The organism is Carboxylicivirga sp. (assembly GCF_982718395.1).
On the sequence record NZ_CEXQWX010000032.1, the window covers coordinates 13940 to 38896 of the forward strand.

General features: G+C 37.3%; 15 protein-coding genes. 8 read left to right on the forward strand and 7 right to left on the reverse strand.

Annotated elements, in window-relative coordinates; translation table 11 throughout:
• Positions 1–26: 26 nt before the first annotated feature.
• Positions 27–1196 carry an AIR synthase related protein gene (locus AC4MRQ_RS08270; protein ID WP_491197192.1) on the reverse strand — a complete coding sequence of 390 codons (1170 nt, stop codon included), beginning with the start codon at positions 1194–1196 and terminating at the stop codon, positions 27–29.
• A 386-nt stretch (positions 1197–1582) separates the two neighbouring features.
• On the opposite strand from AC4MRQ_RS08270, the gene AC4MRQ_RS08275 reads away from it, so the two are divergent.
• The 4 genes from AC4MRQ_RS08275 to AC4MRQ_RS08290 all read left to right on the forward strand — a co-directional run bounded on the left by AC4MRQ_RS08275 (position 1583) and on the right by AC4MRQ_RS08290 (position 9109).
• Positions 1583–2161 carry an RNA polymerase sigma-70 factor gene (locus AC4MRQ_RS08275; protein ID WP_491197193.1) on the forward strand — a complete coding sequence of 193 codons (579 nt, stop codon included), beginning with the start codon at positions 1583–1585 and terminating at the stop codon, positions 2159–2161.
• Between the two features lie 207 nt (positions 2162–2368).
• A complete protein-coding gene (locus AC4MRQ_RS08280; protein ID WP_491197194.1) occupies positions 2369–3376 on the forward strand; it encodes a FecR family protein in 1008 nt (335 codons plus the stop codon).
• Between the two features lie 196 nt (positions 3377–3572).
• Positions 3573–7235 carry a SusC/RagA family TonB-linked outer membrane protein gene (locus AC4MRQ_RS08285; RefSeq protein ID WP_491197195.1) on the forward strand — a complete coding sequence of 1221 codons (3663 nt, stop codon included), beginning with the start codon at positions 3573–3575 and terminating at the stop codon, positions 7233–7235.
• A 17-nt stretch (positions 7236–7252) separates the two neighbouring features.
• Positions 7253–9109 carry a SusD/RagB family nutrient-binding outer membrane lipoprotein gene (locus AC4MRQ_RS08290; protein ID WP_491197196.1) on the forward strand — a complete coding sequence of 619 codons (1857 nt, stop codon included), beginning with the start codon at positions 7253–7255 and terminating at the stop codon, positions 9107–9109.
• Between the two features lie 66 nt (positions 9110–9175).
• On the opposite strand, the gene cobT is transcribed toward AC4MRQ_RS08290, so the two are convergent.
• The 4 genes from cobT to AC4MRQ_RS08310 are packed head-to-tail and all read right to left on the reverse strand — an operon-like array spanning position 9176 to position 13685.
• Entirely contained in the window at positions 9176–10246 is a 1071-nt protein-coding gene (cobT, locus tag AC4MRQ_RS08295) for a nicotinate-nucleotide--dimethylbenzimidazole phosphoribosyltransferase (protein WP_491197197.1), read from the reverse strand.
• 1 nt (position 10247) lies between these two features.
• On the reverse strand, positions 10248–11186 hold the full coding sequence (gene cbiB, locus AC4MRQ_RS08300; protein WP_491197198.1) for an adenosylcobinamide-phosphate synthase CbiB: 939 nt from the start codon (positions 11184–11186) through the stop codon (positions 10248–10250).
• Positions 11186–12235 (reverse strand): pyridoxal phosphate-dependent aminotransferase, encoded by a 1050-nt coding sequence (locus tag AC4MRQ_RS08305; protein WP_491197199.1) that lies wholly within the window; start codon positions 12233–12235, stop codon positions 11186–11188. Before AC4MRQ_RS08305 ends, cbiB begins: the two co-directional genes overlap by 1 nt.
• Entirely contained in the window at positions 12207–13685 is a 1479-nt protein-coding gene (locus tag AC4MRQ_RS08310; RefSeq protein WP_491197200.1) for a cobyric acid synthase, read from the reverse strand. The genes AC4MRQ_RS08305 and AC4MRQ_RS08310 overlap by 29 nt, the downstream gene beginning before the upstream one ends.
• A 555-nt stretch (positions 13686–14240) precedes the next feature.
• Here AC4MRQ_RS08310 and AC4MRQ_RS08315 point away from each other — a divergent pair.
• Both AC4MRQ_RS08315 and AC4MRQ_RS08320 read left to right on the forward strand, forming a co-directional pair.
• Positions 14241–15134: a DUF3667 domain-containing protein gene (locus AC4MRQ_RS08315; RefSeq protein ID WP_491197201.1), complete on the forward strand. Its 894-nt coding sequence runs from the start codon at positions 14241–14243 to the stop codon at positions 15132–15134.
• 154 nt (positions 15135–15288) lie between these two features.
• Entirely contained in the window at positions 15289–15873 is a 585-nt protein-coding gene (locus AC4MRQ_RS08320; protein WP_491197202.1) for a DUF3109 family protein, read from the forward strand.
• A 130-nt stretch (positions 15874–16003) separates the two neighbouring features.
• Here AC4MRQ_RS08320 and AC4MRQ_RS08325 read toward each other — a convergent pair whose 3' ends face one another.
• Together AC4MRQ_RS08325 and AC4MRQ_RS08330 are read right to left on the reverse strand one after the other, a co-directional pair.
• Positions 16004–17002 (reverse strand): SRPBCC family protein, encoded by a 999-nt coding sequence (locus AC4MRQ_RS08325; RefSeq protein WP_491197203.1) that lies wholly within the window; start codon positions 17000–17002, stop codon positions 16004–16006.
• 166 nt (positions 17003–17168) lie between these two features.
• Positions 17169–18686 carry a glycoside hydrolase family 10-like protein gene (locus AC4MRQ_RS08330; protein WP_491197204.1) on the reverse strand — a complete coding sequence of 506 codons (1518 nt, stop codon included), beginning with the start codon at positions 18684–18686 and terminating at the stop codon, positions 17169–17171.
• Positions 18687–18999: 313 nt separating this feature from the next.
• On the opposite strand from AC4MRQ_RS08330, the gene AC4MRQ_RS08335 reads away from it, so the two are divergent.
• Both AC4MRQ_RS08335 and AC4MRQ_RS08340 read left to right on the forward strand, forming a co-directional pair.
• Positions 19000–23328 carry a response regulator gene (locus tag AC4MRQ_RS08335; protein ID WP_491197205.1) on the forward strand — a complete coding sequence of 1443 codons (4329 nt, stop codon included), beginning with the start codon at positions 19000–19002 and terminating at the stop codon, positions 23326–23328.
• Positions 23329–23333: 5 nt separating this feature from the next.
• A complete protein-coding gene (locus AC4MRQ_RS08340) occupies positions 23334–24899 on the forward strand; it encodes a LamG-like jellyroll fold domain-containing protein (protein ID WP_491197206.1) in 1566 nt (521 codons plus the stop codon).
• Positions 24900–24957 lie beyond the last annotated feature (58 nt).

A 24957-nucleotide genomic window follows, 5' to 3' on the forward strand; every position in this document is an offset into this window, starting at 1 on the left:
TAAATATTAAAAGTCATCAATGACGACTAGTATTCAAAAGTGCCAAATTCACTTTCAATGGTCAGTTTTTTACCATCGTGTGCTTCTACGCGACCAACAATTTGTGCATCAATACTAAATGACTTAGCAATTTCGATAATTCTGTCCGCTTTATCAGGTGACAGATATATTTCATAGCGATGACCCATGTTGAACACTTTATACATCTCTTTCCAATCAGTTCCCGATTCTTCGTGGATGGTTTTGAAAAGAGGTGGAACATCAAACATGTTGTCTTTAATCACATGAACATTGTCGACAAAATGCAATACTTTAGTTTGAGCACCACCGGAGCAGTGCACCATTCCATGAATATCGTTTCGCATTTCATCCAGTACTTTCTTAATAACAGGTGCATAGGTTCTGGTTGGCGATAATACCAGCTTACCAGCATTAACGGGCGAATCATTAACACTATCAGTTAACTTGTAGTTGCCTGAGTAAACTAGATCATCAGGTACAGCACCGTCAAAACTTTCCGGATATTTTTCAGCTAAATATTTAGCAAAAACATCGTGGCGGGCAGATGTTAAGCCATTGCTTCCCATGCCACCGTTGTATTCTTTTTCATAGGTAGCCTGACCTGAAGAAGATAACCCAACAATAACATCACCAGGTTGGATGGTGTGATTTGAAATGATATCACTTCGCTTCATTCGACAAGTTACCGTGCTATCGACAATCACAGTCTTGACTAAATCACCAACATCAGCTGTTTCACCACCGGTTGGGTATATGCTGATGCCCATTTCCCGTAATTCTGCCAATAATTCATCGGTGCCATTAATAATAGCAGAGATTACTTCACCAGGAATAAGGTTTTTGTTACGACCAATAGTTGATGAAACCAGAATATTTTCGGTTGCCCCTACGCATAATAAATCATCAACATTCATGATGATGGCATCTTGAGCAATGCCTTTCCAAACTGATAAATCACCAGTCTCTTTCCAATATAAATAAGCTAATGAGGATTTGGTTCCGGCACCATCAGCATGCATGATGTTACAATATTCATCGTCGCCTCCCAGAATGTCAGGAACAATCTTACAAAAAGCTTGTGGAAAAATACCTTTGTCGATGTTTTTAATGGCGTTGTGTACATCTTCTTTAGAAGCTGAAACGCCGCGTAGGTTGTATCTCGAATCTGAGCTCACAAGTATAAATTTATCAGTTTTTTACCCTATTTCGGAGTGCAAAAATAGTACAATCTTTCGGCATCATCAAAAAAAGACCAGTTCTGTTCTTTGTAATAATTAAAACTAATTAAGTAGCTTGATTTAATCGTTCGGGTTAAGAGAAATAATCGGTATTAAGAGTTCAGTATAGTGTACAAGTGTTCTTTCTGATTCCAATTCTGGAAGTTCGTTTGTACAATTCATGAAAAAATTATTCCTTTAAATGTTAAAATTATTTAAATTGCAGCGGTACATGTTACTTTGTTAACATAGAAAGTGGTGAGCCTTTTATTGAAAAGAGGCAATAAAGCTATTAGGTATAGGAAATTTGAATCTTTTACGGGGAATCGGGATTGAAAACTAAATTGAAAAATAAAGGTTCTGACAATTCATTATTAGAAGATGTTCATGGAGAGCATTTTGAAGAATTGTATTTTAAGTATCATGGTCGTTTAGTGCTTTATGCCAATAAATACTTGCACGATTTAGAGTTAGCAAAGGATATTGTTCAGGAAGCCTTCATTGCTCTATGGGGGAAAAATGATAAAACGGTAGTAATAGAACATCCCAAGGCTTATCTCTTTCAAAGTGTAAGAAATAAAGCTTTAAATCATATTCGGAGTAATGCGAAAGAATTGGTAAACGATTATGATGTAAGTGAAATACTTAACTTTCATGAAAGAAGAGTGTTATCTGATGCTAAAACTCCATTTAATAGTTTATTAGAACTCGAATTAGAAGAACAGTTTTCTATAGTTAAAGATAAACTACCTAAAGGTTGCCTGCAGGTTTTTGAAATGAGCAGGAGCGAAGGTCTTAAGAACTTTGAAATAGCAGAAAAGTTAGGGGTGTCAATAAAAACTGTAGAAAAGCATATATCTAAAGCTTTAAAGATTTTTCGTAAAGAACTTCTTCCTTATTTATCACTATTGTTTTTTGTATAAGAGTGCTATTCATTTTATTGGATATGCAATAGGCTAAATAGCTTATTGTACATCTATTTCTTCAATTATATTTACATTCTAATGTGGGGATAAGTATTTATAATTGAGGTGAGTATGATTGTATTTGTAAAAAAGTGTAAAAAAATATCAAAGTAGAGGTAGGGTGTTTATTCGATTTTGTGTCTAAGCAGTGAACAACAAATATCAATGGAACTAACCGACAATACAAATAGAGTAATAAAATACCTTGAGGGTAAATTATCAAAAGAAGAAACCGGTGATTTAGTCAAATGGGTACAAGAGAGTGAGGCTAATGCCAGATTTTATGCAGAAACTAAAGATATTTGGGAAGCAAGTATTGTAAATGCTAATAAGGTAGCAAATACAAGCACCGAGTGGAAAAAGTTTCAACTTCAGGTAAAGCATGTATCAACAAATGTTGGTTCACAACTAAAACGCTCATTGAGAATCTGGCAGTCAGTCGCTGCTATATTAATTGTAATGCTAACTGTTGCCGGTGTTTTTGTTGGACTAAATGTGTATAACCAAGGGTATGATGATAATTTAGTTGTACAGACAATTGTTCCAAGCGGAGAAAAAAGCCAGATTGTACTTCCGGATGGTACCAAAGTATGGGTGAATTCAGCTTCTGTTTTAAGTTATAATACTGGTTACGGTAAACAAAATCGTGATGTAACCATTGAAGGAGAAGCTTTCTTTGATGTAGCTCATAATGCCGAAATGCCATTTAAAGTACTTACAAAGGATTGTGAGGTTAAGGTACTTGGGACTAAATTCAATGTTAGATCATACGACTCAAATGACCAGACTGAGACTGCATTATTAGAGGGGAAAGTAGAGGTTACCTTATTAAATGGAAAACAAGTTGATTTAAATCCGGGCCAACTGGCTGTTGCAAATAACGTTAAAAACGAATTAAAGGTAATTCAAAAGAGTGTTAGAAATAGTATTTGTTGGAAAGATAATGTTCTCAAGTTTGATAATACTCCATTACCTGAAGTAATCGAAAAACTCAACTATTGGTATGGCATTAATATTCACTTGTCGAATGCACAACAGTTCGAAGAGGAGCGATTTACATTTACAGTAAAAACAGAATCCTTAAGTGAATTACTTAGTATTATGAAGTTAGCCCAACCAATGGAATATAAGATTAAAGGAGAAGATGTTTATATTGATATAATAAATAATTAATAGAAGCCTATGTAGAAAAATTATCTATGAGATGAAAAAAACAGGAACATGCGCCAACATGCTCCTGATTAAAAAAATTAAACATCCAATTAGTAGTTGGATATTTATTAACCTTCATTACAAAATTATGAAAAAAAATGCAGAAAAAATCTGTGTAAGGAGATGGTATTCTTCTCACATTAAAACCATAAGGTTTATGAAACTACTATCCTTGTTAATTTTAGTAGGAACACTGCAGGTTTCAGCAAGTGTTTACTCGCAAAACACAAAAGTAAATTTACACTTAAAAAATGCAACCTTAAAAGAGGTTCTGGAAGAAATTGAAAAGCAAACCGATGTGACTTTTATTTATAGTGATAGCAATATCGACGTGAATAAAGCAGTTACGGTTGATGCTAACAATAAGGATTTAGATCGTTTACTGAATGATTTATTCAATAACGATCAGGTTAGATATTCTATGATCGAAAAGCATGTTGTTTTATCAGCAATAGTTGAAGATAATAATACAACAATGCAACAAACTATTAAAATTACCGGTAAAGTTGTTGATGCTAACGGCGATCCACTGCCAGGTGTAAATGTTTATGAGAAAACAAACCCTCAGCATGGTGTAATTACCGGTATCGATGGAACTTATTCAATTGAGGTTGATTCACCAGAAGATGTACTCATTTTCTCTTTTATCGGTTTTGATGATCAGGAAATTACTGTTGGAGGAACTCGTCAGATCAATGTAACTTTAATGGAGGAAGCAACAGGTTTGGACGAAGTTGTTGTTACAGCCCTTGGTATTAAGCGTGAGGTTAAGAAACTTGGTTTTGCGATGACTGATGTTGAAGGTGATGAAATATCATCGGTAAACACAGTAACGGCAGTAGACGCTTTGAAAGGTAAAGCAGCAGGTTTATCAATCGGACAATCTGATGGTGGTTTATTCGGTAACCAGAAAATTCAGATTCGTGGAGTATCCGTGATGAACTCTAATAACAACAACCCAATCTTTGTAATTGATGGTGTTATAGTTGAAAATACTGTTTCGACAGCACATGCTGATTGGGCAGGAAGTTCGAATGACTTTGGTAATATCCTTAAAAACCTTAACCCGGATGATTTTGAGTCCGTTTCAGTTTTGAAGGGTGCGGCAGCAACCGCTTTATATGGTTCTCGTGGTATCAATGGTGCCATTGTTATCAAAACAAAAGATGGTACAGGTCAAAAGGGATTAGGTGTTCGAGTAACTCAATCTTTTGGTATCGACCATGTATATAATCAACCAGATATTCAGTATGAATACGGACCAGGAGCATTGCCAGGTTACACTAACTATGGTGAGAAAGATGAAAATGGTGATTACTACCGTTTCTCAACTAACCAGTTTTATACAAATGAAGATGGAGTTCCAACCAAACAAGGACATCCATGGGAGTGGGCTGGTTATGGACCAAAGTATGACGGCCGCGAGATAATTGATTATGATGGAACCATGACTACATACAGTCCAGCTAAAGATAATATGATGGATGCTTATGAAACTGGTTTTAACAGTAATACTTCTATTGCTCTTAGTGGTGGAAATGATAAAGGAACATTCTACCTGTCTGATTCATATCAGAAGCGTACTGGTATTTTCCCATCAAATGAGTTTACAAGAAACGCATTGCAATTTTCTGGTTCATATAAGCTGGCAAAATGGTTAAAGGCAGATGCTTCTATTTCATTTACAACATCTGTTCCTAAAAACCCACGTAATGACCTGGGTGGACGTTTTGTGTTAGGAGACTGGGTTAACTGGTATGATACTAACAAATGGAATAAACGTGAAGTTTATCAGGCTCCTCATGGAGGTACTCCAAGTAGTGCTTATGGTGATGATTTTGCACGTGTACCAGGTAATAATGTATGGTTTGCCTACAACTTAAATGAAAGTCAACGTACAGAGCAGGTAACTCGTCCGATCGTTCGTTTAACTGCAGATCTAGCTAAGTGGTTAACTGTTACAGCAGAAGGTAATATGAATCACTATTCTATTGCTTATGAACAGAAAGATTTAGGACAAGGTTATGCAAATGAAGGTGGTTACTATGAAATAAACCATACTGTTGATGTAAGCCGCACTGGTAAGTTAAACTTTAATATTAATCGCCAATTAACAGATGAGATTTCAACAAATCTTATTTTAGGTGGTGAAATCTGGGATCAGGAAAAGTCATATTCACGAGTACGCACAGACGGTGGTCTGATCGTTCCTGGACAATTCTTTATGGGCAACTCGAAAAAAGCGTTGTTATCAGAAGCAAAGATTTTTGATACAAAACAGATTAATTCTTTATACTTCCTGGCTAATTTTGGTTGGAGAGATCAGCTTTATTTAGATATTACGGGTCGTAATGACTGGTCAACAGCTTTAGTTTATACTGATGGAACTGGTAACCACTCATACTTCTATCCATCAGTAAGTACATCATGGATATTCAGCGAAACCTTGAATATGCCATCATGGGTATCATTTGGTAAGTTACGTTTGTCTTGGGCACAAGTAGGTAATGATACAAGTCCATACTATATCAATACAGGTTATAGCATTGAAAACTATGAATTAGATAGTGGAAATATCTATGCTAATAAAATGCCGGATAGAATTGTAGATCCAAACATTAAGCCAGAGCGTAAAAACTCGATTGAGGCAGGTTTTGATGTTCGTTTCTTTAATAATCGTTTGGGAGTTGATTTTGCATGGTATGATGAAACTATTACTGAGCAAATTGGCCAGGTGCCACTACCAGGAGAGAGTGGATTAAGTGGAGGTTTAATTACTAACGTTGGTACTTTAACAAATGAGGGTATTGAATTGTCTGTTGATGCAACTCCTCTTAAGACGCACAACTTTAGTTGGAAAACCACATTCAATTATTGGAATAATACAACTACGGTAACTGATTTACATGAGAGTTATGGAGAGTACCGCACATTGGATGGATATGTGAATTATGGTAACTTTAGAATTGGTTCAGTAGCCTACGATGGTGGAGAATATGGTGTTCTAATGAGTGATACCAAGCCACTTGAATGGAATAACGAAAATGATGCCAACGATCCTCGTAACGGAATGAAAGTGTTGAACTGGAGTGATTCACGTCGTGGAGCTTATTATGAAAGAAGTTACGAAGTACAGAAAGTAGGTAAACTTCAACCAGACTTTGAAGGATCATGGAACAATGAGTTTACATATAAGGGACTTTCTCTTTCAGTATTATTAGATGCTCGTTTCGGTGGTCATATTGGTTCATACAGTAACAAATATGGTACATCATACGGATGGATGGAAACATCATTGAAATATCGTGATGCTTCTCATGGTGGTATGACCTGGACATCTGGATATGCAGATACGCAAGGTAGAACTTATAATGATGGTATGATTCCTGATGGTATTTTTAAAGAGGGTCAGACTGTAACAGCACCTAATGGTTCTACTGTAGATGTAGGTGGTATGACGTATCAAGAGGCTTATGATGCCGGTTATGTTGAACCTACACATGCGGGTTTTAATACTTACTTTAATAACTCATGGAGTCGAGGTACTGTTAATGATGACTGGTTTAGTGAAGTGAAATATATAGCATTACGTAATATTTCAATTGGTTATAACTTACCAAAGTCATTCGCTGAGAAAATCAAAGCACAGAATGTATATGTAGCGTTTAATGCACGTAACCTTGGATACTTGTACAATTCACTTCCAAACAATTTGAATCCTGAAAGTTTCCGTGGTACATCTAGTAGTATGGGATTCCTTGAGCGTTCAATGACACCTTATACGGCAACTTACACATTCACGGTATCACTTGATTTCTAATTTAAAAAGAGAAGACTATGAAAAGTATATATTTAGTAATATTTGCCTTGATGCTATTTATAGCATATGGGTGTGATAAAGATGAATTCGCCGAAATAAATACCAACCCGGCAACTTTGTCTGAACCGGATTTAAGGTTCTCGGCCACGAAAGCAATCCAACAAATGTATAATAACGATTATACAACTTGGTTCTACGATAACTTCCAATATATTTACCCTTGGACTCAGGTGACAACCACCCAAGGCGGTAATGGCCCGGCTTTTCATGAAATGGGAGCTTACTCAGGTGGTCAGGGATTATATGGTGATTTGATGCGTCAAACACGTGATATTCAGTTCAGAGTTGATGCTTTGCCTGAAGAAGATAACGCAATTCACCAGGCTTTAAAGGCAATTTCTTATGCAATGCAGATTCAGCCAGCTATCACGAATATTGATAATAAAGGATCAATCTTTTATTCAGAAGCGGTAATGGCACCCTTTACAAATCCTCCTTTGTTAACCCCAAAGATGGATACCCAAGAAGAGTTATTTAATACCTGGTTAAGTGAATTAAATGCTGCTATTGCAGTTCTTGAGGATACTGAAGGTCAAGTTACCTTAGGTCAGCAGGATTTAGTTTACGGTGGAGATTATTCAAAATGGGCCAAGTTTTGCAATTTGCTTAAGTTGAAAATAGCAGCGCGTCTTGTTAATGCCGACAGAAGTAAGGCACTTGATATTGCGGAAGAGGTTGCTAATTCTTCAGTGGGTTATATGAATGATTTGTCTGATGACTTCGTTTATCACAGAGGAATCAAATATCATGGAACAGGTAATGGTTTTTGGATTGGATATGGTAATAAAACTCTTGTTGATTTCTTAATCAGCAATAAAGATCCGCGAGTTCGTTTCCATTTCAAGAAAAATAATTTCAATGCCGAAGTGGTTCAAGCCTTTGTTGATGTAAGTAAAGATTTACCTCCTTATGTTGAGCAGTACGTTAATTTTGATGGTGACGGTAATTTCGATAGCTGGAAAGCACCAGGTGAGCCATGGGTACGTTTCCACGGTGCTCCTATTTCACCAGATGCCACAATTGACGGAGATAATGATATCTATTTCAACCAAGGTGTTCTTTACCGTATCACAATGGATGGTGTTGAAAAATCTTATTCAGCTACTTCATTGTTTAATGAAAAAGTAACAAGAACAACTTATGATTATACCTACCCTACTAAACCAGGTGGTCGTATTATCGAGTTGAAGGATAATGATCCTCCTTTAAATGTAGTTTTAGGAAGTGCAGCTGAAACAAACTTGTATTTAGCAGAATTTAAGTTGTTAGGTGCAACACTGCCATTAACAGCTCAGGAATACTTCAATAAGGGTGTAGAATTGTCAATATTAAGAGCAGATGCATTAGCAAAGAATAATCAATTGCCTTATTACGATTCTGATCCTGTATATACTGATCCAATTGAGGCGGAAGCAGCAGCTACTAAATTAAGATCTAACGAAATTACGGATCTATTGGCTTTACCAATTTGTGATTTAGCAGTTGATGGACTTGAAAAAGTATATATTCAACAGTATATCAACTTTATGAATACACCTGGAGACATCTGGACAACTGTTCGTCGCTCAGGTATTCCTAAGAAAGGTAGTGCTTATTTACCATGGGAATCATTCTTAGCTTCCGGAGCAGAAATGACTATCCCACGTAGATTTGTTGTTGGTGAGCCAACTGAAGATGACTTGAACTATGCTAATAAGAAAGCTGGTATCGACGCTCAGGGCTTTACCACAGGTACAAACGATCCTGGAACATTAAATACAGAACGTTTGTGGTTTGATAAGAGTAACCCTAACTATGGTGAGGGACCTAAATAATGAGAAAGAAAAGAGGCTGTCCATTTGGACAGCCTCTTTGGTTTTTATCCATTAATAAGAAGAATCTTACTCCTCAATTCGAATATCATCATTAGCCGTATTATAGATGGCTGCTTCATCAAATGAAGTCATTTTATTGAACATAGCCACGCTACCTTTAATTATCGAATAAGCAACAGCTGCTCCGGTTCCTTCTCCTAATCTAAAACCTAAATCAAGTATAGGATGACCTTTCATAAAGTCAACCATATATTTGTGACCTTGTTCCTGAGACTGATGCGAGAAAAAGGCATAATCAACTACCCGTGGATTAATGGCATGAGCAGCTAATAATGCAGAAGTTGTAATAAAACCATCCGTAATTATCACCATACGGCGAGCAGCTGCTTCCAACATACCACCTGCTATGGTAGCAATTTCAAGCCCCCCAAAACGGGCAAGGTTTTCAATCGGATCATCAGAGATACCGTGTTTTTCAATTGCTTCTTTAATTACCTTCGCCTTGTGCTTTACGCCATCTTTGCTTAAACCCGAACCAGGCCCAACACTTTTTTCAATACTCAACCCTGTATAAACTGACAGCAATGCTGATGCCGGAGAAGTATTACCAATGCCCATCTCACCAAATCCAATGACATTACTTTCTTCGTCAGCGAGTTGTGCTATTATTCGTCGTCCGTTAGTTATTGCTTGTAAGCATTCCTTCAAGGTCATAGCAGGTTCCTTCAGGAAGTTACGTGTACCTTTTCGAATTTTTGCATCAATTAGCTTAGGGTGTGGCTTGAAATCATAATTAACGCCCGCATCAACTACTTTCAGGTCCATGCCATATTCACTTGCAAATAGCCCGATACCACCACCCCCGTTTAGAAAATTAAGACATTGTTGCCAGGTGATTTCTATAGGACAAGGACTGACACCTTCTTCGCAGATACAGTGGTCGGCTGCTACCGTCAACATGACAGGCTTTGTGAGCTTAGGAGACATACTTCCTTGTATTAACCCAATTTGTAGTGCAATCTCCTCCATTTGGCCCAAAGAACCAATTGGCTTGGCTTTTTGATCTATTTTATATTGTAATTGTTCTTCCAATTCGCGATGAAGCGGCTCAATATTTAGATTCTCTAATTTTATCATCTTATAAATAATAATTGATTGCCATTGTCAGGATAATGCTGACAGTACATACCAGGTGATTTATTCGTGCACTTGTTTGAACGTCACTGTATAATAGCTGGCGATTGTCGTATCCAATATATGGTTTGTCGATTAATTGTCCGTGATATACATTTGGCCCTCCAAAACGAACATTCAGAATTCCTGCTAATGCTGCTTCAGGATATCCGGCATTGGGGCTGCTATGTTTGTGACCATATTTAAAAATAAACAATATAGCACGCGATGAGAATGCTCCTGCTGCCATTAATAAAGCGGTTAGTCTGGCTGGTATATAGTTGGCTGCATCATCAATGTAAGCAGCTACTCGTCCGTACAAAAGGTATCGATTGTTTTGATAACCAATCATCGAATCGAGTGTATTAACCATCTTATAGGCCATCATACCTGGTATGCCCAGCAAAGCAAACCAGAAAATGGGAGCCACCACACCGTCACTCAAATTTTCCGCCATAGTTTCCAAAGTTGCCTTTTTTATTTGTTGCTCATTCAATTGTGAAGTGTCACGACCAACTATTCTGCTTAGTTGTTTTCGACCGGCATCAAGGCCATTCTTCTCCAATACCTTGAATACATCTTTGCCTTCTTTGATGAGTGTTTTATTGGCAATACCGTAAAAGAAGAAAAGGCAAGTCAGGAATAGATAAATTACGGGAGATAATTTCCATGCCCATGTCATTAAAAAGAAAAACAGGCAAAAAACAGTCAGAATCAGAATTATACTGCTCATTGCCCCTTTGAATAATCGGTTTTTACCTTTATTCATTCTCTTCTCGGCCTGGGATATAGCTTTTCCAAAATAAACAATAGGATGTGGTAATTTCACAGGATCACCCAAAAGCAGGTCGAGGAGGTAGGCCATGCATACAGCTATTATAGTTATAATTGCCTGCTTATCCATTATTGAAAAATGGTTTTAAAAGCCTTGATCAGGAGCTTATTCTCTTCACGGCTTAATGTTGCCAATCGAATATGGTAATCACTAAGAGTTCTGAAATTAGAAGCATCACGAATAAGCAAACCATATTCCTCAATCAGGATATGTTTTAATTCGGCTGCAGGCGCTGGTGTTTTTAAAAGAAAAAAGCCTGTTGACGTCGGAAAGGTTTCAATGCCATTAATACATTCCAACTCAGATCTCAGGTCTCGCGCTAAACCAAGGTATTGTATTAATTCTTCGTTTGAAATAAGCCGATGGTTCAATGCAAATTCACCCGCTTTTAATGCCAGACAGTTAACAGACCAAGGTGGTCTTATGTTTTCCAGCTCTTTAATCCTCTGCTGGTGCCCTAATATATACCCCAATCGCAGACCTGGCAGGCAGTGATTTTTAGTTAAAGATTTTAGTATAAGCAGGTTTTTATATTTACCAATGAACGGAACCATAGAGATATCTTCAATACAGAAATCAGCGTAGGCTTCATCAATTATAAAAAGTGTCTGAGGGTTATTATTCAATAAATCAATAAGTAGCTCTTTTGAAAATAACTGCCCTGTTGGATTATTGGGATTGCACAACCAAAAAATATCTGTTTTGGTATACATACCTTCTGATACAAAGTTTGCTCCACAAAAGCTTATTTGATGTTGATAGGTTTGACAGGCATGCTCATATTCAGAGAATGTTGGGGTGATGATGCGACTAGAAGCTCCTCCATGAGCCTGAGCTATATAAAAAATACCTTCAGCCGTACCATTGCAAACTAATACCTGATCGTTCGCCAGATGATGATAATCGGCCAACATGGCTGTTAATGACTCACTTTGTAGTTCGGGATATGACGCGATATCACCTATTTCCTTTCGGAGCAACTCAACGAGGTCAGGGTGAGGTCCCAGATACCAGGTGTTCGTACTGAAATCAGCCTTTATTTTATGATGAAAACGATACCCATCGTTGCCATGGTCAAAACAACCGCTCTTATTTACTGTAGATAGTTGCGCTTTCATATATGGCATTGATATTAATATGTTGACGTAAGTGATCGGCTAATCGATCATATTGCTGATCTTTAAATTCACGGTAGGAGAAGTCTTTTCCTTGTTGATTGGTATATGGCGCCAGTATACTGTTAATGACTACTTGATTATCCAATATTCCATGCATATATGTTCCCCAGCATTTCTCATTGATGTAAATGCCATCTTCCTGCCCGTCTGTTGTGGTGACCAATGGTTCGGCTTCTTTCAATCTTTTACTTTGCCCCATGTGTATTTCATATCCTTCGCATAATGTTTTATTCTTCAGGAAGAAAAATTGTTGTTGAACGGTTGTCTTTTCCCTGGTAATAGTGGTTTCCATTGGCAACAGTCCTAAACCTTGCGTTTTGTCAATACTTCCTTCGATATGATTTGGATCGCTTATGCTAACACCCATCATTTGGTAGCCACCACAAATACCAATGATGCTTTTCCCTTCCTGATGCATTTGGTGAAGTTGCTTTGGTATACTCTTGCTTTTAATGAATTCCAGATCCTTAATCGTACTTTTCGAACCAGGTAAAATAACTATATCGGCCTTTCCTATCTCGCTGACATCATCAGAATAAAAAACGTGGTTACGCTTATCAAATTCCAATGCATTAAAGTCTGTGAAATTCGACATTTGTTGCAATTTTACAATAGCCACATTCACCTTGTTTTCGACTGCTTTATTCTTTCTTGAATCAAGTACCACCGAGTCTTCATCTTCTATGTAGATATCTTTAAAATAAGGTACTACCCCCACCACAGGTATGCCTGTTAAGTCTTCGATAATCTGCTTGCCTTCATCGAATAAGCGTACATCGCCTCTGAACTTATTAATGATGATGCCCTTTATAAAGCTTCGTTCTTCTTCACTCAGTAGCATAACGGAGCCATACACACTCGCAAAAACACCACCTTTATCAATATCAGCAACCAAATATACATCGGCACCAACACGTTGTGCCATTCGCATATTAACAATATCTCGCTTTTTCAGATTAAGTTCTGAAATTGAACCGGCTCCCTCTAATACAACAGGTGAGTAATGGTTTTTCAGGCGTTGAAAGGCAGCATATGCCTCATCAAACAATTGTTTATTGTCATCTTTTCGGAAATACTCATATGCCGAACGATTACCTATCGGTTTTCCATTGACTATCACCTGCGACATCATCTCACCGCTGGGTTTTAACAGCACAGGATTCATATCGGTGTGACAAGCAATTCGGCATGCTTCAGCTTGGGTAGCCTGTGCCCGTCCTATCTCATAACCTTCGGGCGTTGCATAACTGTTTAAGGACATATTTTGTGCCTTAAAAGGTGCCGGATGATAACCATCTTGTAAGGCAATTCGGCAAAATCCCGTATTGATAACACTTTTACCAGCATCGGAGCAAGTGCCAACAAACATGATTGGCTTAAGCTTATTCATAAAGCAAGGGTAAAAAATTCGAGCAAATATAGCAATTAATAAGGGTTGCTAAAATGACTTAAGTAGTCGTGCTTCAATATTATTTCATTGGTAACCTTAATCAAATCATAAACAACAATTCTATTCTTATAAAGCATTGGCACTAAATGAGAAATTTATGGCCCTGAATGAAAAAATAGTGGTCCTCAATCATTTTCAGGTGGTCCTGAATGAAATGCAAAAGGTTCCCTGTCATTTTCAGATGGTCCCGAATGGAATATTTGTGGTCCTCAATGAAATATGTGTGGTTCCCAATCATTAGTAAGTAGTACTGAATAAAATGTTGTAGGTCTTTAGTTATTTGTAACTCGTTCCCATGAAAGATTAGTGGTACTTTGTTATTTTTAGACTGTTCCCAATGGAGTATTGATAAAACAGTATATCTTTAAAGCTGATTGTCTAAACCCATTTACTTAACGAATGAACGAATCAAATCCCAGCCCTCAAGAATTGATCAGGTGTAAAAACTGTGACCATCAATTCACAGGGAAGTACTGCTCAAATTGCGGTCAATCGGTGAAAGAACTTGAACGTCCCATACGCTTTATGATAGCTGATTTTATGGGGACTATTATCACATTTGATACGCGACTGGTTAAAACGCTTGTTACCATTTTATTTAAGCCCGGTTTTCTAACCCTTGATTTTTTGGCAGGGAAGCGAGCGCGATACATGCCTCCATTTCGTTTTTACTTGTTCATTAGTTTCGTGATGTTTTTGTTAATGTCCACCGTAACAAACCAATCAATTAAAAACAATTACGATGACACCAAAGAGGAACTTAAAACCGGAACTGAAGCATTGACTGCCATTGCTGATTCAGTAAAGCATAGCAATGATTCGGTGTATGTCGTTACACGTGAGGCCATCAAAACAGAACTGGATAGTGCTGCCATTGATTCCAGTGATATAGATGGAGTTGATGAAATCGTTTCAACCATAGAAGAAGTTGTTGAAGGTGTTGAGAATGATGAATCGAAATATGGAAAAACGGCAAAAATGATCCGCGACTATCCTGGGCTATACATCAATAAGCTGTACCAGTTCACTTCCTGGTCACTGTTCTTATTCATGCCCATCTTTGCTTTCTTTTTATGGATTTCGTTCTTCAGAACCCGCAAGCTTTTTATTGGTCATTTGATTTTTGCACTTAATATTCACTCGTTTATATTTACTATAACTGCCATTGTTATTGCTGTTAACCTTATTTTTAAGAACTATCCAACAGCTTGGATTGGCTACTTGTATTTTCTGGTTCCTATTTACCAGGTAATAGGTGCCAGAAGGCTGTACAAACGCAAATGGTTTAATTCATTTATGAAAATGACATTGGTTTGGATGATGTATGGATTTGTTTGGTTAATAGGTCTAATTGCAATTGCTGCTTTGTCGTTTGTTGGATTGAACTAACTTTTGAATGAAGATTAGGGTCTTGTTAGACGTATATATTTATAAACCATATAAATAGTCTTGATACTTTGTACTCCATACTTGATACTTATATTTAATGCCTGAAATCTAATGATCTATTGTATCTTTGCAGCACTCAATAAAAAATGTTGTAATGATTCAGATTGATGATAAGATAATTAGCACTGATATTTTTGAAAAACGATTTGTTTGTAATCTGGACAAATGTAAAGGTGAGTGCTGTGTAGAGGGTGAATCAGGAGCTCCTCTTGAGGATGAGGAAACAACTAAACTGGAAGAGATTTATCCAATTGTTAAACCTTTTCTGACAGAAAAAGCTGTTGAAGAAATCGAGAAACAAGGTAAATGGATTATTGATTCAGATGGTGACAAAGTAACGCCCATCATTAACGGACGCGAATGTGTTTACACCTATTTTGATGAAAAAGGCATTTGCAAATGTGCAATAGATAAAGCCTATCAGGAAGGATTGATTGATTTTAAAAAGCCGGTATCGTGTCATTTGTACCCAATTCGTATAACAAAATACCCCGATTTTGAAGGGCTTAATTACCATACGTGGCCTATCTGTCATCCGGCACGTGAGTTTGGCAGTCAGTTGGGAGTGCCGGTTTATAAATTCTTGAAAGAACCTATTATCCGCAAATATGGCGAAGCATTCTTTAAGGAGATGGAAGATGTGGAGCAAACCCTTATTAAACAAGGCATTTTAAAATAGTCTGGAATCAGTAAAGAAAAATGTTCATCAAGCGATAATATTCTGATACTAATTCGCTCGATGAACATTCTGTATTTATTGCGCTAATGTTTGCGATTTCACCTTAAGTCTATAGACCAAAGATCTTTTATTATTTAATTGGAATATAAATCGCAGTTAACCAGTTTTCAGGATTAGTTTCCTTAGTAGGATCATTCAGATAAATTTCGATCGGATCTATCTTTTTGTTCATTTTGAGTTTCTTATATCTCAAATAACTAAATGCAGCAGCCCATCCATTTCCCAGGTGCTCATAATCACCTTTAAAGGTCACCTTAACAGCCTTAATATTAGGGTATGAATCTTTATAAAAACCATCAGTAAGGTTCAGATCTTTTGTTACTGGTACACCCGAAGAGTAGGTACACTCAGGATCGGTAAAATCAAATTTGTGATAAATTGAAAATGCTGTCTCATTCTCAATTGATTCGTTACCACATAACTCATTGATTTTTCCAAAAGTAGCTTTCATCGACGGACCAACTTCATACATTGGACAGGTTTCTTTAATAGCTACAAAATCAAAGGCATCCAAAGAACTTACTCCTTCAATGTTCACTTCAGAGGCAATCGAACCTTTTTCAAGCAGGTCTTTAATCATCTTTAAACCTCTTTCGTAATCCATACCAATCCATGGTTCCATCTTTTTTGCCATAAACTTAAAGAAGAATGGCATGACACCTTTCATTCCCCAACTAAGCTCACAACCATCTTCCGCTTCGGCAAATGTCCAATACACTTGTGACTTTGATTTGAAAGGCTTGATAAACCTAATTTCTTGATTAATAGATTCATTTTCTTTCAATTCAAGATGTTCTATTTCGCCGGAACCAACCAGGTCGCCCACCCAGCTATTTATAGCTCCAACACCTCTACCATCTTGAGATATGTCAACCTTAGCATCTGGTTCCATACAAAGCCATGGTGACCATGTTTTCCAGGTTTTATAATCCGATACCAGATCATAAACGGTACTTACCGGTGCTTTGATCTTCATGGACTTTTTCACATGATACGAACCATCAATGCTGATTAGCCAGATGATTGCACCAAGCAGAATAACACCAACTACGATTAAAACTATTTCCATATTGTATAGGTTAAATTAGTAATGGCCTTAAGTTAGAAAAGATTTCCATGCTGTTCAAATGTTATTTTTTAAGAACCCATCTTTCTTACTAAGCAAACTATATTGGCTGAGCAATCCCTAATTAAGTTGTAACAAGGTCACTTTGACATTGAGGAACTCTTTAATCTTAATAATATATACGCACGGGCTCACTTAATGGTCCCTCTGCATTATAGCTATTTAAATTTGCCACGCGAATCAGATATTCTTTCTTTAGATTCGACTTCTTTTTGGGTAATTTAAACCGATTATTATAGCTGATAGCGTAAATAAACTCTGGATTTGAAGGATCAAAAGCCTCGAATGGACTATATCGATACACAATGTATTTGCGCAACAAACCTTTCTTTTCTCCTTCAGTTTTCCATTTAATTCGTTTTGAATTTGCTTTAAGACTGATTATTCGGGAATTTTCAGAAGTATCCTTATTACCAGGCAATTGAGGCACGAGAGCTTGATGTTGGTAATAATAATTTATCAATGAATCCTGAAATCCCATTAAATCCCTTTGCAAGTGCTTGTAGCTAAAGTAAACACTGCCATTCAGATGATCTTTTTGTCTAACATTCTTCAATTGTGTTGGTAACTGTTTAGGATCTTGCCAATCCGGTTTATCATTTCCAATTTTATAGATGCCATGGCCAATGTACACCGGAACATTGTAATGGTTTTCATTCCACCAATCAACCAGCTTGTTGTAATTGGCAACCGGATGTGATGTTCCCCAATAAAGCTGTGGTACTACATAATCAATCCACTTATTCTCCATCCATTTCAATATATCCGCATGTAGCGCATCGTAATTTGTGGCTCCGGCTTTAGTATCAGAACCTTTTGGATCTTCAGATTTGTTTCGCCACACGCCAAAAGGACTTACTCCAAATTGTACCCAAGGCTTTGTGTTACGAATGGTTGTCTGAATGGATCGAATGGCCTGATCTACGTTATCGCGTCGCCATGCATTAATATCATCAAATTGCTTACCATATTTCCGGTATGTTGCAGAATCAGGGAACTGTTTGTCTTTTATCGGGTAAGGATAAAAATAGTCGTCCATGTGAAGTCCGTCAATGTCGTAGTTTTCAACCAACTCTTTAACGACCTTACTGATGTGGGTAATGGATTGGGGATGTCCCGGATTAAAATATAGTTTATCACCATATTCAACAAACATCTCGGGGTTTTGATGATAAGGATGTAGTTTGGGCAAATCGTCATTCAGATTCATCGAAGCGCGGTAAGGATTGATCCAGGCATGCAACTCAAGACCATGCAAATGGGCTTGCTCAATCCAATACTTCAACGGATCGTACCTTGGATTCTTTCCGGCGGTGCCACTTAAAACTTTCGACCAGGGCTCATAAATAGATTTGTATAATACATCAGTTGAAGGCCTTACTTGCAGAAAAATAGTGTTTAACCCGATCTGCTGACAGTGTTGTATAATCGCTAAAGCTTCCTTTTTTTGTGTCTTCACCGGTAAGCCTGGCTGGCTTGGCCAATCAATATTAGCAACAGTGGCTACCCATACACCTCGCATTTCATGTTTCGGATGTTCAGTGTATGATTGGCTGTTAGAAACAAATGGGATTGCTAATAGCAATAGAAGGGCAAGGAATTTGTTGTGCATATACAAATCTGTCATGATATCAGGTATTGGTGATCAAAAATAACAAACCCATCTATATTCCGGCAATCAACAAATTAGTTTTAACCCGGATTATGCATTAGAACTTCGTCATGAACATTGAAAGTGCAATAAAGCAAGGCTTTACTGAAACGAGGCATAGCATCGTTCTGGTGAGTTGAAGTGAAGAAACGAAGTGTCTTGTTTTGAAGTAATTTCAATGTGTAATAGATTTTCTAATGCATATTGCGGGTTTAATATTCTGTCTGTTTTTCATGACCTTAAATTGTTGTTATATTTATGATCTGATAATTAAGAAATAATAAGATTTATGGGGCAGTTTCGTTTAAAGGGGATGGCAAAGTCAATTCAGAATAAGGTGGTAATAGCTTTTGTTATAATTATTCTGATTATGTCTGTTGTCTCTTTTTTAAGTATTCGGGGTATACGGCGATTATCTTATGTGGTAACCAGTACAGAACAGGTCAACCAGTTGCAAAATAATATTTATCACCTCCGTCTGAACGAAAAACGAGCTATCATATCTGGAGATACAGCGTTGATTAATAATGTGGATTCACTTACACATAGAATTAGTAGTCTCCTGCAACAAATCAGTCAGTCAAAAGCCAACCCTGAAACAAAAAAGATTCTGGCTCCAATGCTAGATCATATTACGACATTTAACAAAGATTTTAAACTATATGCCTCTTTACACGGATACAAAAATACATTGGCTTTTAAATCAGACAGTATTTACTCAGTTATTGAAAATGAGGAAATAAGGCAGCAGAGTTTACTTGATAAGCGACAGGTAGAAAACAATAAATCACAACGGGAAGCTTTAGATAATTACAATAAGGCACACAATTCGTTAATGAATATTCGTGCCATGCAAACAAGAATTGGGGTTGATAATGTGGGAACCGTTAATAGGGACACTTTGGAAGGGATGTTCGACAAAACACTTAATCTGACGTTTATAATCGAAAATCAGCTAAATATTATTCATGCCAGAACATATATGAAACAGTTCAGGGCTGACCTTAGGCATTACGAACAAACCATTCTGAGAACCATCGATCTTGTACAGAATATAGGGAATGTTCAAAAATCATTGAGAAGCAATGCAATACTTCTTCAGGAAAAAGCTGAACAGGCATCGTTAATACAGTCACAGATGCTTACCAAGTGGGGAGAACTGAGTTTAAACTTCCTGGTAATTCTGGTGTTTATAGCAATTGTTTCAGGTTTATTGGTTTTAAGGTTTTTCGTTTATACCATTACATCAGATGAGCGAAAGAGACGGCATGCCGAAAATGCAATTGAAGACAACCGTCGTTTGCTTAATGATATTATCAATAATTCAAAAGCACTGATCTATGTTAAAGATCTAGAAGGTCGTTATTCGCTGGTAAACGAAAATTGGTGTGAGGAAGTAGGTTTAAAAGAAGAAGAAGTTATTGGAAAAAAAGGAGATTCACTGTTTAATAAAACTTTGGCAGAAGAATCTCGAGAGGTAGACCTGCAAGTGATAAATAGTGGAGTCCCAATCCAGTATGAAGAAGAAATTGAGCTTCGTGCGGGTAAACGGTACTTCTTGTCAAATAAGTTCCCGATCAGAAATAAAAGAGGAGAAATTCAGGCGATATGCGGTATTTCAACTGATATAACGGAATTGAATAAGGCACTGCGAGATTTAGAGAAAAGCCGCGAGAACTATCGAAATATTGTTACCAATGTACCGGGTATTGTATATACAGGTTTGGTAGATGACAGTCGAACCATGTTATTCCTTAGTAGTGGTTTTACTAAGGTTACCGGGTTTGAGGCCGAAAACTTTCTGGATGGTGTTCACTCATTTACAAACCTTATTTTTGAGAACGATCGGGAACGTGTATTAAACACCATTAAGCAGGCTGTTACCCGAAATCATGCTTATGAGGTTGAATATCGTATTGCCGATGTTCGTGGCGAAATGCGTTGGTTGCACGAAAAAGGAATGTCAGTGAAGCAAAGTGATGGTGGACATTACTTACAAGGAGTAATGATTGATGTAACAGCCACTAAAGAGGCTATCTCAGAAGTGATGATGCGTGATAGATTCTTAGAAGGTGTAGCCGAGGCTGTTAAAGAGCTAATCATTAATCAGGATTCCAATGAGGCAATTCATAAATCCTTGCGGATTGTTGCCCAAAGTGCTATGGTTGATCATTCATTTATCTTTAAAAATGATGAGGCTGAGGGAGATAATCAACCAACAGCAACCCACCTTTACGAGTGGCATAAAGAGAAAATAAAACCCATTGAACGACAAAGCCTTAAAACTGTAAAATATAGTCAGATTGGCTCACGTTGGTTCCACTTCTTATCTGATAAAAAAGATATCAGTGGTTATAAGGATGATTTTATAGAGGAAGAACAGTTCTTGTTTAACGAATTAGGTCTTGAAAGTTTATTGGTTGTGCCTGTGTTTGCAAGAGATAACTTTTGGGGCTTTATAGGGTTTGGTAATACTGATAAAGGAATGCCATGGGTGGAATCGCATCGCGCCATTTTCAGAGCTTATACTGTTACTTTGGGAATTGCAATTGCTAAAGAGAAGGATGCCGTTTTATTAAAGGAAGCGAAAGACGGTGCAGAAGCGGCAACGCGTGCAAAAAGTGACTTCCTTGCCAGAATGAGTCACGAAATCCGGACACCTATGAATGCGATAGTCGGATGGACACATTTAGCCATTGAGAAAGAAGAAAACCCAGGGCAGGCTGATTATTTGAAAAAAATACAGGGGAGTTCGAAAGCATTGTTAGGTATTATTAATGACATACTTGATTTCTCGAAAATAGAAGCCGGTAAATTGGCTATTGAAAGAATAGACTTTGATCTTGAGCAGGTATTTGATGATTTAAGCAATATGGTTGCTTATAAAGCTCATGAGAAAGGACTTGATTTTGTTTATGCTCTTCATGCAGATATACCACTCAATCTTATCGGCGACCCACTGCGTTTATCACAAATTTTAGTGAATCTGGTAAATAACGCCATTAAGTTCACCAACTCTGGAGAGATTGTAACAAGTGTGTTGGTATTGCAGGAAGATGATAACGAAGTGGAGTTGTTGTTCGAGGTAAAAGATACAGGAATAGGTATCAAAGAAGAGCTACAGGAATTTCTTTTCGATTCGTTCTCACAAGCCGATGTATCAACAACACGCAAATACGGAGGTACAGGCTTGGGATTAGCCATCTGTAAGCGACTATCAGAATTAATGGGGGGACGTATTTGGGTGGAAAGTACTTATGGGGAAGGAAGTTCATTCTTCTTTACAATGACAGCTGGTAAGCAAAAGGCTCAGAAACGCGATTTGCTTATTCCGCCACCTGATCTGAAAAGTAAGCATGTTCTTGTTTTAGATAACCATCCATCAACATCATCCATTATAAAGGATATGCTTGAATTGTTAATGTTCAAGGTAACCTTGGTCAGAAGGTGTGATGCAGCTATTATAAAGCTGGTCGAAAGCAAGCAGAATGAAGCTATTGATCTAATTATTGCAGATTGGAATATTCCTGGCAATAAGTTTAAACACGCGGTTCAGGAGTTATATGTTAATAATACGCAAAAAATACCAACCCTTGTATTGATTAGTGCTTTTGGTCATGATAATGAGCTACAGGCCTTTGTGAAAAATAATGCTGTTGGCTCGATTATCAAACCTGTAAACTTCTCAACATTACATGATGCTTGCCTTGAGGCTTTTGGTAAGGAAAAGACAAAATCCGCCTGGCGTAAAAAAGAACCGGGATTATACCTGAATGAATTGCGCGAACAGGAGGATGTAAAAGTATTATTGGTAGAGGATAATGAGACAAATAAACAGATTGGTATTGAGTTGCTTGAATTGGCAGGTGTTAGCGTTGATGTTGTTTCTAATGGAGAAGAGGCCATTGCTGCTGTGCGCGATGGTGGCACCAACTTTTTTGACTTGGTATTAATGGATATTCAGATGCCGGTGATGGACGGATTTGATGCGACCAAAGGTATTTTAGAAATGGAAGACCATGCCAGTCTACCCATAATTGCGATGACTGCTGATGCCATTGGTGGCATTAAGAAGAAATACCTCAATGCCGGTATGGTTGATATGATAGCCAAACCCATTGATCCGGAACAGGTGTATAAGAAAATACTTAAGTGGGTTGAGAAGCAGAGAGGTAAAAAGAGGCGTAAGCGTAAACCAATAAGTATTAAAGAAAAACCAATAATTGAAGTACAAGAATCATCAAATAATTTACCTGAAATCAATGGAATTAATGTGAGCGACGGAGTAAAACGATTTGCCAATAGATGGGATTTTTTCAAACGATTGTTGCAAAGGTTCTATGTTGATCATGTAAATTTTATCGAAGAATTTAATGCTGTAAGGGAGAAAGACCGTGATGTAGCCGAGAGAATGTTGCATTCCTTTAAAGGTATTTCAGGTACGATATCAGCTCCAAAATTGTATGAATTGGCCATTGATGCGGAGCAGGAATTTAAGAACGAAAGTCCTGATTTCAATGAGCGATTTAAAGAATTAAGCACTGAATTAGAAACAATTTTGCATGAATTAAGTACAAATAAATCAATTGATGTGGAGGGATTTGAGAATGCAAACTAATTGACATGAATTATATATCCTGCTGTTTATTAGGGCTAATACTAATTATAATTGTATCGTCTTGTGAAAACGAAACCTCAATTGGTAAGCCACTCATCCACTATAGTTTCAATAATAATTTGAGTAATATGGGGATGGCTAAAACGGCCATTTACGGACCTCAGTCAGTTACCTATGAATACGAAAAAGAAGACACTTGCCTTGATTTATCAATCAATGCGATGACCCGTCAGGCTTTATCTATAAAGTTAAAGGATAACTTTTCTTTGGATGATTATAAAGGCTTTACGGTTTCCTGTTGGGTTAAGAAGCATCCAGGTGATCCTGAACCATATACTATACTATCCCAAACTCAGAAAGATTCGATAGTGATGAGTGGATGGCAAATCAAAACTCAGACTAACGGGGCATGGGAATGGTGGTTTTCTGATGGGTTCAAAACCTGGAATTACAGACCAACAATAAAACAGAAAATTGACGATGGGGAATGGCATCTTTTGACTTTTTCTTTTGACAGAGATCTCAAACAGGCCCGCCTTTATTATGATGGCAATAATGTTGCAATCTATTCTCTAAATGATAGTCAGATCAGGTTAAACAGCTCACTTATTCATATCGGAACCGCAACACCGGATGAAGAAAAGCCGGATTTGTTTAATGGTCAGCTTGATGATCTGCAAATTTGGTCTCGCGTTATCAATGATGATGAGGTTAGGATACTATATAAGAAGAAAGAGTATCAGTGCTTTCAGAAACGGATCAATGCGAAGTCGATTAAAGTGATGACATGGAATCTGTGGGATGGGGGAACTCATGATGGAAAATATGTTGGTGTTCAGCGAATAATCAGGTTGGTTGAAAATGAAATGCCTGATATACTTCTTTTACAGGAAGCTGGTGAAGCAGGAATTGCTATTGCCGATGCACTCAACTATAAATTATACAAACGAAGTGATAATCTTTGCGTTTTAAGTCAATACCCAATCGTTGATGCGCACAATATTTTTAAGTCGGATATAATTGGTTGTGTTCAGTTACAGGTCAAAAAAGATCAAAGTATTTTTATTTGTCCTGTACAATTAAGCGAAACACCACTCTTAGAAGAATATTTGAAATCGACAGAGGTAAATGTTGATTCAGTGCTCGTTTGGGAAATGGAATCAAGAGGTAAAGAAGTGCAGTTTCTGCTAAGTGAATTAAGCCATCTGACTTATAATGCAGATATGAAGCCACTCATAATTGGAGGCGATTTCAACACAGGTTCTCATCTTGATTGGACAACTAATAATACTAAAAAGAATTTTGGCCTCAGTATTCCATATCCAACCAGCATGCAAATGGAAGCTAAAGGTTTTATTGATAGTTACCGGCAAGTTTATCCTGATGAAACTATCGATTTTGGTTATACATTATCCCCACGGACAGATTCGATAATGAAGAATCGAACCAGCTTCATTTATTACAAAGGAAAGCACCTGGCAACTGTTGAATCATATACTCTAAATGATTATGCCTTTGATTTCCCATCTGATCATGCTGCAGTTATCACTACCTTTGAATGGCAGGATTAGTAAGATAATTTACAATTGATGGCAAAAAAATGTAAATTAGATAAGGGAAAAAACTTTC

Excerpts from the sequence above, each read along its gene's own strand:
- AC4MRQ_RS08330 (WP_491197204.1), bottom strand. The coding sequence starts at position 18,686 with ATGACAGATTTGTATATGCACAACAAATTCCTTGCCCTTCTATTGCTA.
- AC4MRQ_RS08325 (WP_491197203.1), bottom strand. The coding sequence starts at position 17,002 with ATGGAAATAGTTTTAATCGTAGTTGGTGTTATTCTGCTTGGTGCAATC.
- AC4MRQ_RS08285 (WP_491197195.1), top strand. The coding sequence starts at position 3,573 with ATGAAACTACTATCCTTGTTAATTTTAGTAGGAACACTGCAGGTTTCA.
- AC4MRQ_RS08280 (WP_491197194.1), top strand. The coding sequence starts at position 2,369 with ATGGAACTAACCGACAATACAAATAGAGTAATAAAATACCTTGAGGGT.
- AC4MRQ_RS08340 (WP_491197206.1), top strand. The coding sequence starts at position 23,334 with ATGAATTATATATCCTGCTGTTTATTAGGGCTAATACTAATTATAATT.
- AC4MRQ_RS08310 (WP_491197200.1), bottom strand. The coding sequence starts at position 13,685 with ATGAATAAGCTTAAGCCAATCATGTTTGTTGGCACTTGCTCCGATGCT.
- AC4MRQ_RS08305 (WP_491197199.1), bottom strand. The coding sequence starts at position 12,235 with ATGAAAGCGCAACTATCTACAGTAAATAAGAGCGGTTGTTTTGACCAT.
- AC4MRQ_RS08320 (WP_491197202.1), top strand. The coding sequence starts at position 15,289 with ATGATTCAGATTGATGATAAGATAATTAGCACTGATATTTTTGAAAAA.
- cbiB (WP_491197198.1), bottom strand. The coding sequence starts at position 11,186 with ATGGATAAGCAGGCAATTATAACTATAATAGCTGTATGCATGGCCTAC.
- AC4MRQ_RS08290 (WP_491197196.1), top strand. The coding sequence starts at position 7,253 with ATGAAAAGTATATATTTAGTAATATTTGCCTTGATGCTATTTATAGCA.
- cobT (WP_491197197.1), bottom strand. The coding sequence starts at position 10,246 with ATGATAAAATTAGAGAATCTAAATATTGAGCCGCTTCATCGCGAATTG.
- AC4MRQ_RS08335 (WP_491197205.1), top strand. The coding sequence starts at position 19,000 with ATGGGGCAGTTTCGTTTAAAGGGGATGGCAAAGTCAATTCAGAATAAG.